The organism is Pseudomonas luteola NBRC 103146 (assembly GCF_002091675.1).
GTDB classification, from domain to species: domain Bacteria; phylum Pseudomonadota; class Gammaproteobacteria; order Pseudomonadales; family Pseudomonadaceae; genus Chryseomonas; species Chryseomonas luteola.
The window spans coordinates 56,298-70,868 of record NZ_BDAE01000007.1; the positions used below are offsets into that span (position 1 = coordinate 56,298).

15 protein-coding genes are annotated in these 14,571 nt (G+C 55.5%); all 15 read left to right on the top strand.

Features of this window, described 5'->3' with window-relative positions; all coding sequences use genetic code 11:
- Nucleotides 1-7: 7 nt before the first annotated feature.
- The 15 genes from hscB to PLU01S_RS10435 all read left to right on the top strand — a co-directional run bounded on the left by hscB (nt 8) and on the right by PLU01S_RS10435 (nt 14,517).
- Complete coding sequence (hscB, locus tag PLU01S_RS10365) at nt 8-529, top strand: co-chaperone HscB (RefSeq protein WP_074827964.1); 522 nt, start codon at nt 8-10, stop codon at nt 527-529.
- A 44-nt stretch (nt 530-573) separates the two neighbouring features.
- The gene (gene hscA / locus PLU01S_RS10370; RefSeq protein WP_074827967.1) at nt 574-2,433 is read left to right on the top strand and encodes a Fe-S protein assembly chaperone HscA; all 1,860 of its coding nucleotides are present in this window, start codon (nt 574-576) and stop codon (nt 2,431-2,433) included.
- A 7-nt stretch (nt 2,434-2,440) separates the two neighbouring features.
- Nucleotides 2,441-2,779: an ISC system 2Fe-2S type ferredoxin gene (gene fdx, locus PLU01S_RS10375; protein ID WP_010797324.1), complete on the top strand. Its 339-nt coding sequence runs from the start codon at nt 2,441-2,443 to the stop codon at nt 2,777-2,779.
- 11 nt (nt 2,780-2,790) lie between these two features.
- Entirely contained in the window at nt 2,791-2,991 is a 201-nt protein-coding gene (gene iscX, locus PLU01S_RS10380) for a Fe-S cluster assembly protein IscX (RefSeq protein WP_010797325.1), read from the top strand.
- An 89-nt stretch (nt 2,992-3,080) separates the two neighbouring features.
- The gene (gene ndk, locus PLU01S_RS10385; RefSeq protein ID WP_010797326.1) at nt 3,081-3,512 is read left to right on the top strand and encodes a nucleoside-diphosphate kinase; all 432 of its coding nucleotides are present in this window, start codon (nt 3,081-3,083) and stop codon (nt 3,510-3,512) included.
- A gap of 15 nt (nt 3,513-3,527) precedes the next feature.
- The gene (rlmN, locus tag PLU01S_RS10390; RefSeq protein ID WP_074827970.1) at nt 3,528-4,673 is read left to right on the top strand and encodes a dual-specificity RNA methyltransferase RlmN; all 1,146 of its coding nucleotides are present in this window, start codon (nt 3,528-3,530) and stop codon (nt 4,671-4,673) included.
- A 17-nt stretch (nt 4,674-4,690) separates the two neighbouring features.
- Nucleotides 4,691-5,452, top strand: coding sequence for a type IV pilus biogenesis/stability protein PilW (gene pilW / locus PLU01S_RS10395; protein ID WP_074827973.1), 762 nt, complete (start codon nt 4,691-4,693; stop codon nt 5,450-5,452).
- Complete coding sequence (locus PLU01S_RS10400) at nt 5,449-6,471, top strand: RodZ domain-containing protein (RefSeq protein ID WP_074827976.1); 1,023 nt, start codon at nt 5,449-5,451, stop codon at nt 6,469-6,471. The genes pilW and PLU01S_RS10400 overlap by 4 nt, the downstream gene beginning before the upstream one ends.
- A 132-nt stretch (nt 6,472-6,603) precedes the next feature.
- Nucleotides 6,604-7,716 (top strand): flavodoxin-dependent (E)-4-hydroxy-3-methylbut-2-enyl-diphosphate synthase, encoded by a 1,113-nt coding sequence (gene ispG, locus PLU01S_RS10405; protein ID WP_010797330.1) that lies wholly within the window; start codon nt 6,604-6,606, stop codon nt 7,714-7,716.
- A gap of 32 nt (nt 7,717-7,748) precedes the next feature.
- The gene (gene hisS / locus PLU01S_RS10410; RefSeq protein ID WP_074827980.1) at nt 7,749-9,062 is read left to right on the top strand and encodes a histidine--tRNA ligase; all 1,314 of its coding nucleotides are present in this window, start codon (nt 7,749-7,751) and stop codon (nt 9,060-9,062) included.
- 9 nt (nt 9,063-9,071) lie between these two features.
- Nucleotides 9,072-9,716 carry a tetratricopeptide repeat protein gene (locus PLU01S_RS10415; protein ID WP_074827983.1) on the top strand — a complete coding sequence of 215 codons (645 nt, stop codon included), beginning with the start codon at nt 9,072-9,074 and terminating at the stop codon, nt 9,714-9,716.
- Complete coding sequence (bamB, locus tag PLU01S_RS10420) at nt 9,716-10,858, top strand: outer membrane protein assembly factor BamB (protein ID WP_139208863.1); 1,143 nt, start codon at nt 9,716-9,718, stop codon at nt 10,856-10,858. Before PLU01S_RS10415 ends, bamB begins: the two co-directional genes overlap by 1 nt.
- Before the next feature lie 78 nt (nt 10,859-10,936).
- On the top strand, nt 10,937-12,427 hold the full coding sequence (gene der, locus PLU01S_RS10425) for a ribosome biogenesis GTPase Der (RefSeq protein WP_010797334.1): 1,491 nt from the start codon (nt 10,937-10,939) through the stop codon (nt 12,425-12,427).
- Nucleotides 12,428-12,589: 162 nt separating this feature from the next.
- Entirely contained in the window at nt 12,590-13,738 is a 1,149-nt protein-coding gene (locus PLU01S_RS10430) for a pyridoxal phosphate-dependent aminotransferase (RefSeq protein ID WP_074827986.1), read from the top strand.
- Nucleotides 13,726-14,517, top strand: a complete 792-nt coding sequence (locus PLU01S_RS10435; RefSeq protein ID WP_074827988.1) for an amidohydrolase — start codon at nt 13,726-13,728, stop codon at nt 14,515-14,517. Before PLU01S_RS10430 ends, PLU01S_RS10435 begins: the two co-directional genes overlap by 13 nt.
- Nucleotides 14,518-14,571 lie beyond the last annotated feature (54 nt).

Here is a 14,571-nt window from a genome sequence, read left to right on the forward strand (position 1 = left end):
GTCGCCCGTGGGAACGCCTTGTCACTTTGCCTTGTTCGATCTCAAGCCGTCTTTTGCGCTTGATCTCGAGCAGCTTTCGAGTCGCTATCGTGAGCTTGCGCGTACAGTGCATCCTGATCGCTTTGCCGATGCCCCCGAGCGGGAGCGGCGACAGGCACTGGAGCGTGCGGCGCAGTTGAACGAGGCGTATCACGTTCTCAAGACTCCCTCGCGGCGAGCCCGTTACCTGCTGTCACTTCAAGGGCATGAAATGCCTGTTGAGGCGACTATCCAGGATCCCGACTTTCTCCTTCAGCAGATGCAGTGGCGTGAAGAGTTGGAAGAATTGCAGGATGAGGGGGACGTTGATGGTATCGCGCCCTTCAAGCAGCGTTTGAAGAAATCCCAGGCTGAACTCGAGCATGAGTTCGATTCGTGTTGGGAGAACGCTTCGAAACAGGAAGCTGCAGAACGGCTTGTTCGCCGCATGCAGTTTCTCGACAAGCTGAGCAGCGAAGTGCGTCAGTTGGAAGAGCGCCTCGACGATTAATCTGGCGCCTGCTTAAAGGCGCCCCTAGCACAAGCTGAATAGCAATGGCTTTATTGCAAATTGCCGAACCTGGAATGGCTCCCAAGCCGCATCAACGCAAGTTAGCGGTAGGGATTGATCTGGGCACTACGAATTCTCTTGTCGCTGCCGTGCGCAGCGGCGTCTCTGAGCCGCTTCCTGATGAGCAGGGCGGTGTCATTCTTCCTTCAGCCGTTCGCTATCTGGAAAAGGATATTGAAGTAGGGGATGTAGCCAAGCAAAGTGCTGCACAAGATCCTTTCAATACGATTCTTTCCGTAAAACGCTTCATGGGTCGCGGCCTGGCTGACATCAAACAGCTGGGCGAGCAGTTACCCTATCGATTCGCTGAAGGCGAGTCCCACATGCCTTTCATCGAGACGATACAAGGGCTCAAGAGCCCTGTTGAGGTCTCAGCCGAAATTCTTCGTGTACTGCGTTCGCGTGCAGAAAAGACCCTGGGTGGTGAATTGGTTGGAGCGGTAATAACCGTTCCGGCTTACTTTGATGACGCGCAGCGCCAAGCGACCAAGGACGCTGCCAAACTGGCCGGTTTGAATGTGTTGCGGCTGCTTAACGAGCCTACCGCAGCGGCAGTGGCCTATGGGTTGGATCGTGGTGCGGAGGGCCTCATTGCGATCTATGACCTGGGCGGCGGCACATTTGATATTTCCATCCTGCGTTTGAGCAAAGGGGTTTTCGAAGTCCTGGCTACTGGAGGTGATAGTGCCTTGGGTGGTGATGATTTTGACCATGCCATTGCGACCTGGGTAATCGAACAGGCGGGGCTGTCTACTAATCTGTCGCCCTCGGAGCAACGTCAGTTATTGCAATTAGGCTGTATGGCCAAAGAGCAATTATCGGCGCAACCTACTGTTACGCTCAGTTACGGTACCTGGCAGGGCGAGCTTACTCGCGAGCACTTTGAAACACTGATCGAGCCGTTGATCGCGCGAAGCCTGAAAGCTTGCCGTCGCGCAGTGCGTGACTCTGGTTGCGAGCTTGAGGAAGTCAAGGCGGTGGTTATGGTGGGTGGCTCCACTCGCGTGCCGCAAGTCCGATCCGCAGTGGCCAGACTGTTCGGTCGCGAGCCACTGACGGACATTGATCCAGATAAGGTTGTTGCCATCGGTGCGGCCATTCAGGCTGATACCCTGGCGGGTAATCGTGGGGGCGAAGAGCTCTTGCTGCTGGATGTCATTCCGCTCTCCCTTGGGCTTGAAACCATGGGCGGTTTGATGGAAAAGATTATCCCGCGTAACACGACCATACCTGTGGCACGTGCCCAGGATTTCACAACGTATAAAGATGGCCAGTCAGCCATGATGATTCATGTGCTGCAGGGTGAGCGAGAGCTGGTGAAAGATGCTCGTTCGCTGGCCCGTTTCGAGCTGCGCGGCATTCCGCCTATGGTGGCTGGCGCTGCCAAGATCCGTGTGACTTTTCAGGTAGATGCGGACGGCTTGCTGAGCGTCTCGGCGCGAGAGCTCTCCAGTGGTGTGGAAGCCAGTATCCAGGTCAAGCCATCCTATGGTCTGACGGATGGTGAAATCGCGCGTATGCTGCAGGATTCTTTCCAGAATGCCGGCGATGACATGAACGCTCGCGTGCTACGTGAGCAGCAAGTCGAGGCGCAACGTCTTCTAGAGGCGGTCCAGGCGGCTGTCGCTGAGGACGGCGATCGTTTGCTGAACGCTGAAGAGCGTGAAGTTATAGAGGCCGAGATCGACAAGCTAAAGAGTCTTGTCGACCATTCAGATGCCTCTGCTATTGAAGTACAAACCAAGCGTCTTTCCCAAGTGACCGATGCATTCGCGGCTCGCCGGATGGATGCATCGATCAAGGCGGCCCTGGCGGGTCGTCGTCTTAACGAAATCCAGGAGTAAGTTCACCATGCCGCAGATCGTTTTTCTGCCCCACCCAGAGCATTGCCCCGAGGGCGCGGTGATCCAGGCCGAAGAAGGTGAAACCATTATCGATGCAGCGTTGCGCAACGGTATTGAAGTCGAGCATGCCTGTGAGATGTCTTGTGCCTGTACGACCTGCCATGTCGTCGTTCGTGAAGGCTTTGGCTCCATGGAGCCGTCTGACGAGCTTGAAGATGACATGCTGGACAAGGCATGGGGACTAGAGCCGGAGTCCCGGCTGTCCTGTCAGGCAAAGGTTGGCACTGCCGACTTGGTCGTTGAAATTCCCCGCTACACCATCAATCAGGTATCGGAACGTCACTAAGGAAGATCATCATGGCGATGAAATGGGTCGATGTGCTGGATATCGCAATCGCTCTTTCCGAAGCTCACCCGGATGTGGATCCCCGCTATGTAAATTTCGTGAATTTGCGTAACTGGGTCACCGCACTGCCCGGGTTTGACGATGACCCCCAGCGGGGTGGCGAGAAGGTACTCGAAGCCATCCAGGCTGCGTGGATTGAAGAAGCGGACTAACCTATTCTTCGTTAGCCTACGCTTTTGACCGAAGCCCGCGTATAATCCGCGGGTTTCGTTTTTGCTAAATGCCCAACTTTGGAGTTGTCATGTCTGTTCAACGCACCCTTTCTATCATCAAGCCGGACGCTGTAGCCAAGAACGTCGTTGGTGAAATCATCACTCGCTTCGAAAAGGCTGGCCTGCGCGTTGTGGCCGCGAAGATGGTTCAGCTCTCCGAGCGCGAAGCCGGTGGCTTCTATGCTGAGCACAAAGAGCGTCCTTTCTTCAAGGATCTGGTGTCCTTCATGACTTCCGGTCCGGTCGTTGTTCAGGTTCTGGAAGGCGAAAACGCCATTGCCAAGAACCGTGAGCTGATGGGCGCTACCGATCCCAAGAAAGCAGACGCCGGTACCATCCGCGCTGATTTCGCTGTTTCCATCGATGAAAACGCTGTTCACGGTTCTGATTCCGAAGCATCGGCTGCCCGTGAAATCGCTTACTTCTTCGCTGCAACTGAAGTTTGCGAGCGCACTCGCTGATCCACAGGTGAATCCATGAGCAATACAGTCGGCAAGACTAACCTGCTGGGGCTTACCCAGCCACAAATGGAGCAGTTCTTCGAGTCCATCGGAGAGAAGCGCTTTCGTGCCGGCCAAGTGATGAAATGGATTCACCACTTTGGCGTTGATGATTTTGACGCCATGAGTAATCTCGGCAAGGCCTTGCGCGAAAAGCTCAAGGCCTGCGCCGAGGTTCGTGGCCCCGAAGTAGTAAGTGAAGATATTTCGGCGGATGGCACCCGCAAGTGGGTCATTCGTGTGGCTTCCGGTAGCTGCGTTGAGACGGTTTACATTCCTCAGGACAAGCGTGGCACGCTGTGTGTTTCGTCACAGGCAGGCTGTGCACTTGACTGCAGTTTCTGTTCGACCGGAAAGCAAGGTTTCAATAGCAATCTCACGGCTGCCGAAGTCATCGGCCAAGTGTGGGTTGCCAACAAGTCATTTGGTACTGTGCCGGCCAAGATCGACCGTGCCATTACGAACGTCGTGATGATGGGCATGGGTGAGCCGCTGCTCAATTTCGACAATGTCGTAGCTGCCATGCAAATCATGATGGATGACTTGGGTTATGGAATATCCAAGCGCAAGGTAACGCTATCCACGTCAGGGGTAGTGCCCATGATTGAGGAGCTGGCCAAGCACGTCGATGTGTCTCTGGCGCTGTCGCTGCATGCGCCCAACGACGCCTTGCGCAACGAGCTGGTACCGATCAATCGCAAGTATCCTCTGGCCATGCTGCTGGATGCCTGTCAGCGGTACATTGGTCAGCTGGGTGAAAAACGTGTTCTGACCATTGAGTACACTCTACTCAAGGACGTCAACGACCAGCCCGAGCATGCTGTGCAGATGATTGAATTGCTGCGCAACGTGCCCTGCAAGATCAATCTGATTCCTTTTAATCCTTTCCCTCATTCCGGTTACGAGCGCCCCAGCAAGAATGCGGTGCGTCGCTTCCAGGAACTCCTGCAGCAGGCCGGTTTCAATGTCACCGTGCGTACTACGCGTGGCGATGATATCGATGCAGCCTGTGGGCAGCTGGTAGGAAAGGTTATGGACCGTACTCGGCGAAGCGAGCGGTACATTGCTGTACGCCAGTTGAATAATGAGAACGATGCGGCTTTGGGTGTTCGCCAGAATTAATTAAAAGGAGAGGGTTAGTGATGTTGCGTGCAGTATTGGCTTTGGCAGTTGCAGGACTTTTAACCGGCTGCGTCACTACTGGCTCTACTGACCCTCTGAGTACGGGAAAAGGTCGTGATCATGCCCGGGACGCCTACATTCAGTTGGGTCTGGGCTATCTGCAGGAAGGAAACACCGAGCAGGCCAAGATCCCGCTGAAACAGGCCCTGCAGCTTGACTCCTCGAGTGCCGATGCCCATGCCGCGCTGGCATTGGTGTTCCAGACCGAGATGGAGCCCAAACTGGCTGACGAAGAATACCGCAAGGCCATGTCAGCACGCCGTAACGATTCCCGTATTCTCAATAATTACGGAAGCTTTCTTTTTGAGCAGAAGCGATACAGCGAAGCCTACGATCGTTTCATAGAGGCCTCGCAGGATCCTTTGTACCCTGAACGCTCGCGAGTCTTTGAAAACCTCGGTTTAACTGCGTTAAGGTTGAATAAGCCCGTATTGGCACGCCAGTATTTGGAGAAGTCGCTGAGACTGAACAGCAACCAACCCAAGGCTTTGCTGGAAATGGCGCAGCTCTGTTATGCGGCTCGTGAGTATGTACCTGCACGTGGGTATTACGAAGCATTTAGCCGCATTTCGCCCCAGGATGCGCGTAGCCTTTTACTGGGCATCCGTCTGGCCGAAGTATTCAACGATCGCGATACGGCTGCCAGTTATACCTTGCAATTGAAGCGGCTTTATCCCGCTTCTGAAGAATATAAACAACTTCAGTCGGAGCAACGATGAGTAATGTGCAACCTGAGGCTGTAATGTCAGCTCGTGGTAATCCAGGCGACATACTGCGCCAGGCTCGCATTTCCAATGGGTGGAGCATCGCTCAAGTGGCTGCTCAGATGAATCTGAGTGGGCATGTCATCGAGTTGCTGGAAGCTGGGGACTATCAAAAGCTGCCAGGGCATACGTTTGCCCGCGGTTATGTCCGCTCCTATGGGAAGCTGCTGGGGCTTGATCAGGCTGAGCTTGTAAAGGTCTTCGATCAGTACACAGGGACCGATGCCAAAGGCAGTACGGTTCACACCATAAACCGTGTTGAAGAACCGGTGCGCTTGTCGCGTAATGTCCTGCGTATCGTCAGCTTTATTCTGGTCGTTGTTATCATTGGGCTTGGCCTGTTCTGGTGGCAGGAGCGCTCCGGGCTTGGTATGGGCGGCAATGGCCTTAGCCTTGAGCATGTCGAAGTAGAAAGCGCAGACGGCACTACTGAAATTCATACGCTTGATGAGCCTGAAGATCAGGCGGTGGCGGAAGCTCAAAAGGCTGAGGTGCCCGCTGCATCAGAGCCAGGTGTGCCCGCTACACCGACTGCTCCTGCTGCCAATGCTGTTGCGCAAACGCCTGTGCCTGCCCCGAATACCGCTTCCGGTACGGCAGCCAATGGCGCTGCGAATGCTGCTCCTGCTACGGCCGCTACACCGACTACTCCGGTTGTATCGACCGATGCTGCGCTTGCGCCTACCACGCCGCCAGCCGGCGAAACTGCGCCAGCGGCAGAGCAGGGAGGCTTGAGCATTCAGTTGGTAGCGGACTGCTGGATGCAGATCACAGATGCGTCGGGGAAAGTTATTTACAGTGGCCTCAAACGAAAGGGTGATACCCTGCAGTTTGAAACGGTAAAAGCTCCTGTGGAGATTCGTTTAGGCTACGCACGGGGTGCGCAAATTACCTATAACGGCCAGCCGGTAGACATCAAGCCCTATGTACGTGGGGAAACTGCTCGCTTCAAAGTAGGGCAGGCGTCTCAGTAACCAGAATTGCAGTACGATCAAAGCGGCATCATTCTGCCGCTTTGATTTTATTATCGGATCATATTTTATAGTTCTCTGGTTTTAACCAGTCTCCGTAAGGATCTGGTATTTATCAGGAAGAAGAGTCCTGTCATGCATAGCGAATCGCCGATCAAACGTCGCCCTTCTCGAAAGATCTGGGTAGGCTCCGTGCCGGTAGGAGGCGATGCTCCTATCGCGGTACAGAGCATGACGAACACCGAAACCTGTGATGTTGCCGCAACAGTTGCGCAAATCCGTCGTCTGGAAGATGCAGGCGCTGATATCGTTCGGGTTTCAGTTCCCGACATGGATGCTGCAGAAGCATTCGGTCAAATCAAGCAGCAGGTGAATGTTCCTCTGGTTGCAGACATTCATTTTGATTACAGAATTGCCCTTCGGGTAGCTGAACTCGGTGTGGATTGTCTGCGTATCAACCCTGGCAACATCGGGCGTGAAGACCGGGTCAGGGCGGTAGTCGATGCGGCGCGTGACAAGAACATTCCGATTCGTATCGGCGTGAATGCGGGCTCTCTGGAAAAGGATCTGCAGAAAAAATATGGTGAGCCTACCCCTGAAGCGCTACTGGAATCAGCCATGCGTCATGTCGATTACCTCGACAAACTGGATTTCCAGAACTTCAAGGTCAGTGTGAAGGCGAGTGACGTCTTCATGGCCGTATCGGCTTATCGCTTGCTGGCGAAGCAGATCGAGCAGCCGCTACACCTGGGCATCACCGAGGCAGGTGGTTTGCGTTCCGGCACCGTAAAATCTGCGGTTGGCCTGGGCATGCTGCTGGCCGAAGGCATTGGCGATACCATTCGTATCTCCCTGGCGGCGGATCCGGTCGAAGAGATCAAGGTGGGTTTCGATATCCTGAAGTCGTTGCGCTTACGCTCGCGCGGCATCAACTTCATCGCCTGTCCAAGCTGCTCTCGCCAGAACTTTGATGTGGTCAAGACCATGAATGATCTGGAAGGGCGCCTGGAAGATCTTCTGGTTCCCTTAGATGTGGCCGTTATCGGCTGTGTGGTCAATGGGCCGGGAGAGGCCAAAGAGGCTCACGTAGGGTTGACTGGCGGCACGCCTAATAACCTAGTGTATATCGATGGCAAGCCTGCACAAAAGCTGACCAATGAGAATCTGGTGGATGAGCTGGAGCAGCTGATTCGCCGCAAAGCGGCTGAAAAAATGGAAGCGGATGCGGCTGTTATTGCCCGTAGCTGAATGCCGTTAGAGAATTGAATTAAGGACTCCTCGTGAGCAAGTCTTTGCAAGCCATTCGTGGCATGAACGACATACTGCCAGAGCAGACGCCAGCCTGGCGCTATCTGGAAACAACTTTCGCTACCTTGCTGGATGGGTACGGCTACAAGGAAATCCGACTGCCTATCCTCGAATTCACCGAGCTGTTCGCTCGGGGTATCGGCGAGGGCACCGATGTGGTCGACAAGGAAATGTATACTTTTCTCGACCGTAACGGTGAGTCGCTGACGCTTCGTCCGGAAGGCACAGCAGGGTGTGTCCGCGCCGTGCTGGAGCACGGCCTTACAGGCGGTGGCCAGGTTCAGAAACTCTGGTATACGGGACCCATGTTCCGCTACGAGAAGCCGCAAAAAGGACGCTATCGCCAGTTCCATCAGATTGGCGTAGAGGTCTTTAACTTGCCTGGGCCGGATATCGATGCTGAGCTGATCATCATGACGGCACGCCTGTGGAGGCAGCTGGGTATTGATGATGCCGTTACACTGCAGCTGAACAGCTTGGGTTCAAGCGAAGCGCGTGCAGCCTATCGGGATGCCTTGGTTGATTACCTCAAGCAGCATTTCGATCAGCTGGATGAAGACAGTCAGCGTCGTTTGACGACTAATCCCCTGCGTATTCTGGACAGCAAGAATGCCCAGACACAGGCCTTGCTGACCGATGCTCCCACGTTGTCGGATTATCTAGACGAAGAGTCTCGTGCCCATTTTGAAGGCTTGAAGGCACGCCTTGAAGCAGCAGGCATCGAGTACACGATCAATCCGAAGCTTGTGCGGGGTCTGGACTACTACGGTCGTACCGTATTCGAGTGGGTAACCGATAAGCTGGGCGCACAAGGTACGGTGTGCGCTGGTGGACGCTACGATGGTCTGATCACTCAGTTTGGTGGAAAGCCTACGCCAGGCGTTGGTTTTGCCATGGGTGTCGAGCGTCTGGTGCTGATGCTTGAGACGCTGAACAAGATTCCCGCCGAGCTTAGCCGTCCGATGGACATCTACCTATGCACCTTTGGTGAAGCGGCAGAACTAGCCGGTCTGGCCTTGGCCGAGCAGCTGCGTACGGCCTTGCCGTCCTTGCGTCTGGCGGTTAATGCTGGCGGCGGAAGTTTCAAGAGTCAGTTCAAGAAGGCAGACAAGAGCGGTGCATGGTTTGCTCTGATTCTGGGTGAGGATGAGCTGGCGCAGCGCCAGGTTGGCCTCAAGCCCTTGCGTAATGATAGTGCCCAGGAGATGGTCGCCTGGGATCAGTTGTCCGCACGCCTGCACGATAGCTTGCAGCAGCAGACGTCCGCACACAGCGAAAGCGAATAGGAGTGACCGGTGAGTTCGCAGAATGAAGATCCAAATGTCGCCCACCTTCAGGATTGGTGGCAGCGTAACGGCAAGCCGCTGCTCACCGGTGGCGTTGTGGCCCTGGTGGCCGTGCTGGGCTGGCAATGGTGGGAGCGTAATCAGACCAATCAGTCTCAGGCTGCGTCCATCGTATATCAGGAGCTGGTTCAGGCAGCGCTGGATCCCAGCGGCAAACCGGATACCGCTCTGGTAACGGACCTGTCCAACCAGCTCAAGCAGGAGTATTCAGGTACTACCTATTCCCAATACGGTAGTCTTTTCGTGGCCAAGGTTGCTGTTGAGAGTGGCAAGCTGGATGACGCAGCCAACGAGCTGAAGGCGATTGTCGATAAGCCGGCGGATGATACTGTGGGCGAACTGGCACGCCAGCGTCTGGCGCGTGTGCTGGCTGCGCAGGGCAAGGCTGAAGATGGCCTGAAACTACTGGAAGGCAAGGTTGCAGAGCCTTATGTCGCCAACCGCGAAGAGTTACGTGGTGATCTGTTGGTCAGTCTGGGGCGTGTCGACGATGCCCGTGCCGCTTATGAAAAAGCCAAGTCCGAATTGCCTGCCGATGCCGCCGAAGGCACGCTGCAGATGAAGCTGGATGACCTGGCAAAAGGAGATGCCTGATGCTGCGTTGGAAACATGTTGCGCTACTGGCTTTGGCCCTGACTGCTGTCGGGTGCAGCAGTAACAGCAAAAAAGAGCTGCCGCCTGCTGAATTGCAGGACTTCAAGGCCGATGTTCAGTTGCAGGAGCAATGGAGCCGCTCGGTAGGGGAAGGGCAGGGTGATACCTACAACCTGTTGACGCCTGCCATTGACGGTCAGTCCCTGTACGTGACTGATAACGAAGGCCTGGTCATGGCGTTGAACCGTGAAAACGGTGACATCATTTGGAAGAAAAAGCTGGACCTGCCTGTTTCAGGTGGCGTCGGCGCTGCCTACGGGCTGGTTCTGGTTGGTACGTTGAGAGGGGATGTCGTTGCCCTGGACGCAACCTCGGGCGATGAAAAATGGCGTGCTAGGGTTTCCAGTGAAGTACTGGCTCCGCCGGTCAGCAACGGTGACATCGTGGCTGTCCAGACTCAGGACGACAAGCTTTATGCCCTTGATGCCGAGACGGGTGATCGTCGCTGGCTGTATGAGGAGAGCATGCCTGTTTTGACCCTGCGTGGCACAGGTGCTCCGGTCGTAACCAATCGCTATGTTGTCGCTGGCCTGGCCAGCGGCAAGGTGATTGCGCTGGATGAACAGCGTGGCTTGCCGATCTGGGAGCAGCAGGTTGCCATCCCGCAGGGGCGCTCTGAGCTGGATCGTATGGTTGATATCAACGGCGGACTGCTGCTTTCAGGTACTACGCTGTATGTGGCCACGTACCACGGCCGGGTTGCCGGACTGGATCTGGAGAGCGGTCGTGTGCTCTGGCAACGTGATGCATCCAGCTATACCGGTGTCGCTGAAGGTTTCGGTAACGTATATGTAAGCCTGGGAAATGGCACCGTTGAAGCAGTAGATCAAAATTCGGCTTCAGCGCTGTGGAGCAATGATTCCCTGGCGCGTCGTATGCTGTCCGCCCCGGCTGTGTTGTCGAACTACGTCGCAGTAGGTGATTATGAAGGCTATATTCACCTGCTAAGCCAGACGGATGGTCATATGGCCGGTCGTCAGAAGCTGGGTAACGGCGGCGTTCGGGTTCGCCCGTTAGTGGATGGCGACTGGATGTATGTGTACGGCAACGGCGGTAAGCTGGCTGCCTACACCATTCGCTAAGCTGTCCTGTATGTGTATGGCCGCTATCGCCCTCACGGTAGCGGCCTTTGTGTTTTCTGTATTCCTGTGGAGAGCCGTATGGTTCCCGTTATTGCTCTGGTAGGACGCCCTAATGTAGGCAAGTCCACCTTGTTTAATCGACTTACCAAAACCCGTGATGCCATCGTGGCCGATATCGCGGGCCTGACCCGCGACCGCAAGTATGGCGAGGCGCGTTGGCAGGGTCGGACGTATATCGTTGTCGACACCGGAGGTATCTCTGGCGACGAAGAAGGCATCGATATGAAAATGGCCGAGCAGTCGCTTCAGGCCATTGAAGAAGCCGACGCCGTTCTGTTCATGGTGGATTCCCGTGCCGGGATGACGGCAGGCGATCAGATGATCGCCGAGCATCTGCGTACGCGTAATAAGCGCTGCTTTTTGATTGCTAATAAGGTCGACGCAGTTGATCCAGACATTGCCCGGGCTGAATTCAGCCCAATGGGCCTGGGTGATGCGCTGACCATTGCGGCTGCGCATGGCCGCGGTATCAACGGCATGCTTGAGCAGGTGCTGGGCTCCTTCCCTAAGGACGAGGAAGAAGAGTTCATTGTTGATGCGGAGGACGAAGAGGGCGATCAGGCTTCGGATGAGAGTGTCATCGAGAAGCGTATTCCAGGACCAGATGAAAAGGCCGGGATCAAGATCGCCATCATTGGCCGTCCTAACGTGGGCAAGTCCACGCTGGTCAACCGCATGCTTGGCGAAGAGCGGGTCATCGTATATGACCAGGCCGGCACGACTCGCGACAGTATCTACATTCCCTTCGAGCGCAACGAAGAGAAGTACACGCTGATCGACACCGCAGGCGTGCGCCGCCGCGGCAAGATCTTCGAAGCGGTAGAAAAGTTTTCTGTTGTGAAGACGCTTCAGGCCATTCAGGACGCCAACGTCGTTATCTTTGTGATGGACGCCCGTGAAGGGGTAGTCGAGCATGATCTGAACCTGTTGGGCTTTGTCCTGGAAACCGGTCGCGCCCTGGTGATTGCGCTCAACAAGTGGGACGGCATGGAGTCCAGTGAGCGCGATTACGTGAAGACCGAACTCGAACGCCGCCTGATGTTTGCCAATTTCGCAGATATTCATTTCATTTCCGCATTGCATGGCACCGGTGTGGGTCATCTGTACAAGTCGGTGCAACAGGCATTCGCTTCGGCCGTTACCCGCTGGCCTACCAGTCGTCTGACCAAGATTCTTGAGGATGCGGTACAGGAGCACCAGCCGCCGCTGGTGAATGGCCGTCGAATCAAATTGCGTTATGCGCACATGGGCGGAGCCAACCCCCCGCTGTTGGTTATCCATGGCAACCAGGTGGATGCAGTCCCGCGTGCCTATGTCCGCTACCTGGAAAACACCTATCGCCGAGTATTGAAGCTGATAGGTACGCCTATTCGCATTGAATTCAAGTCGGGTGAAAACCCGTTTGCGGATAAGAAGAACACACTGACCGAGCGGCAGGTGAACAAAAAGCGCCGCTTGATGAGCCATCACAAGAAAGCGGAGAAGAAGCGCAAGGATAAGCGTCGCTAGTCGCTTCTCTGTTGTAACAGGCCAGCGCTGCCTGGCCCGTTCGAATACCAGGCCGCTCGGGCATGTTCCGTGTGGCCAGTCTTAAGTCATGATAGCGGTGCATAGTGCTTCGCTGAGCCGTCGACGGCATCGAAGCCGACCGCCTTGTTGTCGGAGCGTTCGATGATCCAGAGCAAGTTGCCTTCCCTCGGTGTGACTATCTTTACCCGCATGTCCCAACTGGCCATGGAAACGGGCGCAATCAACCTGTCTCAGGGTTTCCCGGATTTCGACGGCCCGGATGCCTTGCGCGAGGCGGTAAGTCGGCACGTCATCGCCGGTCATAACCAGTATGCGCCCATGACAGGGTTGCCCGCCTTGCGTGAGCAAGTGGCCCGCAAAGTGGCTACGCTCTATGGGCGCACGGTTGATGCCGAACAGGAAGTCACCATTACACCCGGTGCGACGCAGGCCATCTTCTGCGCCATTCAGTCTGTAGTTCGCAGCGGTGATGAAGTGATTGTATTCGATCCTTGCTATGACTCTTATGCACCCTCGGTTGAACTGGCCGGTGGGCGCTGCATCCACCTACCCTTGGCACTGTCGGATTTTGGGATCGACTGGGATCGTTTGCAGGCAGCCCTGACGTCGCGCACACGGGCTATCGTGCTGAACACGCCCCATAACCCGAGCGGCTCGCTGGTTGGTCGCGATGCGCTGGACCGTCTCGCCGCATTGATTCGCGATCGGGATGTCTACCTGATCAGTGATGAGGTATATGAGCACTTGGTTTTCGACGGAGCAGAGCATGCCAGTGTACTCACCCATGATGAACTCTACGCCCGTGCGTTTGTTATCAGCTCCTTTGGCAAAACATATCATGTGACAGGTTGGAAGACCGGGTATGTGATCGCCCCGCGCGAGCTTTCAAGCGAACTGCGCAAGATTCACCAGTATGTAAGCTTTTGCGGGGTGACGCCTCTGCAATGGGCATTGGCAGATTTCATGGAAGCGCATCCCGAGCATGTAACCGAACTCCCAGCGTTTTATCAGGCCAAACGAGATCTGTTCTGTGATTTGTTGGGTTCGTCTAAATTGGCATTTACACGTGCAGCAGGGACCTATTTCCAGCTGGCGGACTATTCCGCTATTCGGGATGACGTAAGCGATGTCGAAATGGCCGAGTGGTTGACGCGTGAGCACGGTGTGGCTGCCATTCCGATCTCCGTGTTTTATCAGGAAGCTCCAAAGGACTTGCGTCTGGTACGTTTCTGCTTCGCTAAACGAGAGGAGACGCTGCGGCTAGCAGCGGAAAAACTGTGCGCGATCTAAGCCTGAGACCTGATTTGAAACTGGCACTCATCCAGACTGAACTGTTCTGGCATGATGCTTCGGCCAACCGCGACCGGTTTACTGCCTTGCTGCAACAGGCGAAAGGCGCGGATCTGGTCGTACTGCCTGAGATGTTCACTACCGGCTTTTCGATGGAATCAGCCCTGCTGGCTGAGGATGAAGGCGGACGTACCCATGCGTGGATACGCGAGCAGGCGGCATCGCTCAATGCTGTGATAACGGGCAGCCTGATCGTTCGTGATGCCCAGGGGCAGTACCGTAATCGACTCCTGTGGGCGCGGCCTGACGGCACGATGTCCCATTATGACAAACGTCACCTGTTTCGCATGGCCGGAGAGCACGAACATTACACTGCAGGTGAAGCGCAAGCGGTGTTCGAGCTCAACGGCTGGCGCATTCGTCCCTTGATCTGTTACGACTTGCGGTTTCCGGTGTGGAGCCGTGATCCAGTAAAGACTGATCTGTTGCTCTATACCGCCAACTGGCCAGCCGCACGGCGTAACCACTGGAATCGGCTGCTTCCCGCTCGGGCCATTGAAAACCTCTGTTATGTCGCGGCCGTGAATCGCATTGGCGAAGACGGAAAAGGAATCGCCTATAGCGGCGACAGCCAGGTATTGGACTACCAGGGCGAGCCGCTCCTGGACGCCAAGGACAGCGCAGGAGTGTTTACGGTGTCGCTGTCTGCCGACACGCTGTCGCGCTACCGCGATGCGTTCCCCGCGTATCGGGATGTGGACGACTTCGAACTGCTTTGATTGCTCACTACTCCTCCCTAACGCCCCGTCTGCCATGCTGGCGATGGGGCGTTG

Coding starts and splice junctions, on each gene's coding strand:
- hscA (WP_074827967.1), top strand. CDS start 574: ATGGCTTTATTGCAAATTGCCGAACCTGGAATGGCTCCCAAGCCGCAT.
- fdx (WP_010797324.1), top strand. CDS start 2,441: ATGCCGCAGATCGTTTTTCTGCCCCACCCAGAGCATTGCCCCGAGGGC.
- iscX (WP_010797325.1), top strand. CDS start 2,791: ATGGCGATGAAATGGGTCGATGTGCTGGATATCGCAATCGCTCTTTCC.
- ndk (WP_010797326.1), top strand. CDS start 3,081: ATGTCTGTTCAACGCACCCTTTCTATCATCAAGCCGGACGCTGTAGCC.
- rlmN (WP_074827970.1), top strand. CDS start 3,528: ATGAGCAATACAGTCGGCAAGACTAACCTGCTGGGGCTTACCCAGCCA.
- PLU01S_RS10400 (WP_074827976.1), top strand. CDS start 5,449: ATGAGTAATGTGCAACCTGAGGCTGTAATGTCAGCTCGTGGTAATCCA.
- ispG (WP_010797330.1), top strand. CDS start 6,604: ATGCATAGCGAATCGCCGATCAAACGTCGCCCTTCTCGAAAGATCTGG.
- bamB (WP_139208863.1), top strand. CDS start 9,716: ATGCTGCGTTGGAAACATGTTGCGCTACTGGCTTTGGCCCTGACTGCT.
- der (WP_010797334.1), top strand. CDS start 10,937: ATGGTTCCCGTTATTGCTCTGGTAGGACGCCCTAATGTAGGCAAGTCC.
- PLU01S_RS10430 (WP_074827986.1), top strand. CDS start 12,590: ATGATCCAGAGCAAGTTGCCTTCCCTCGGTGTGACTATCTTTACCCGC.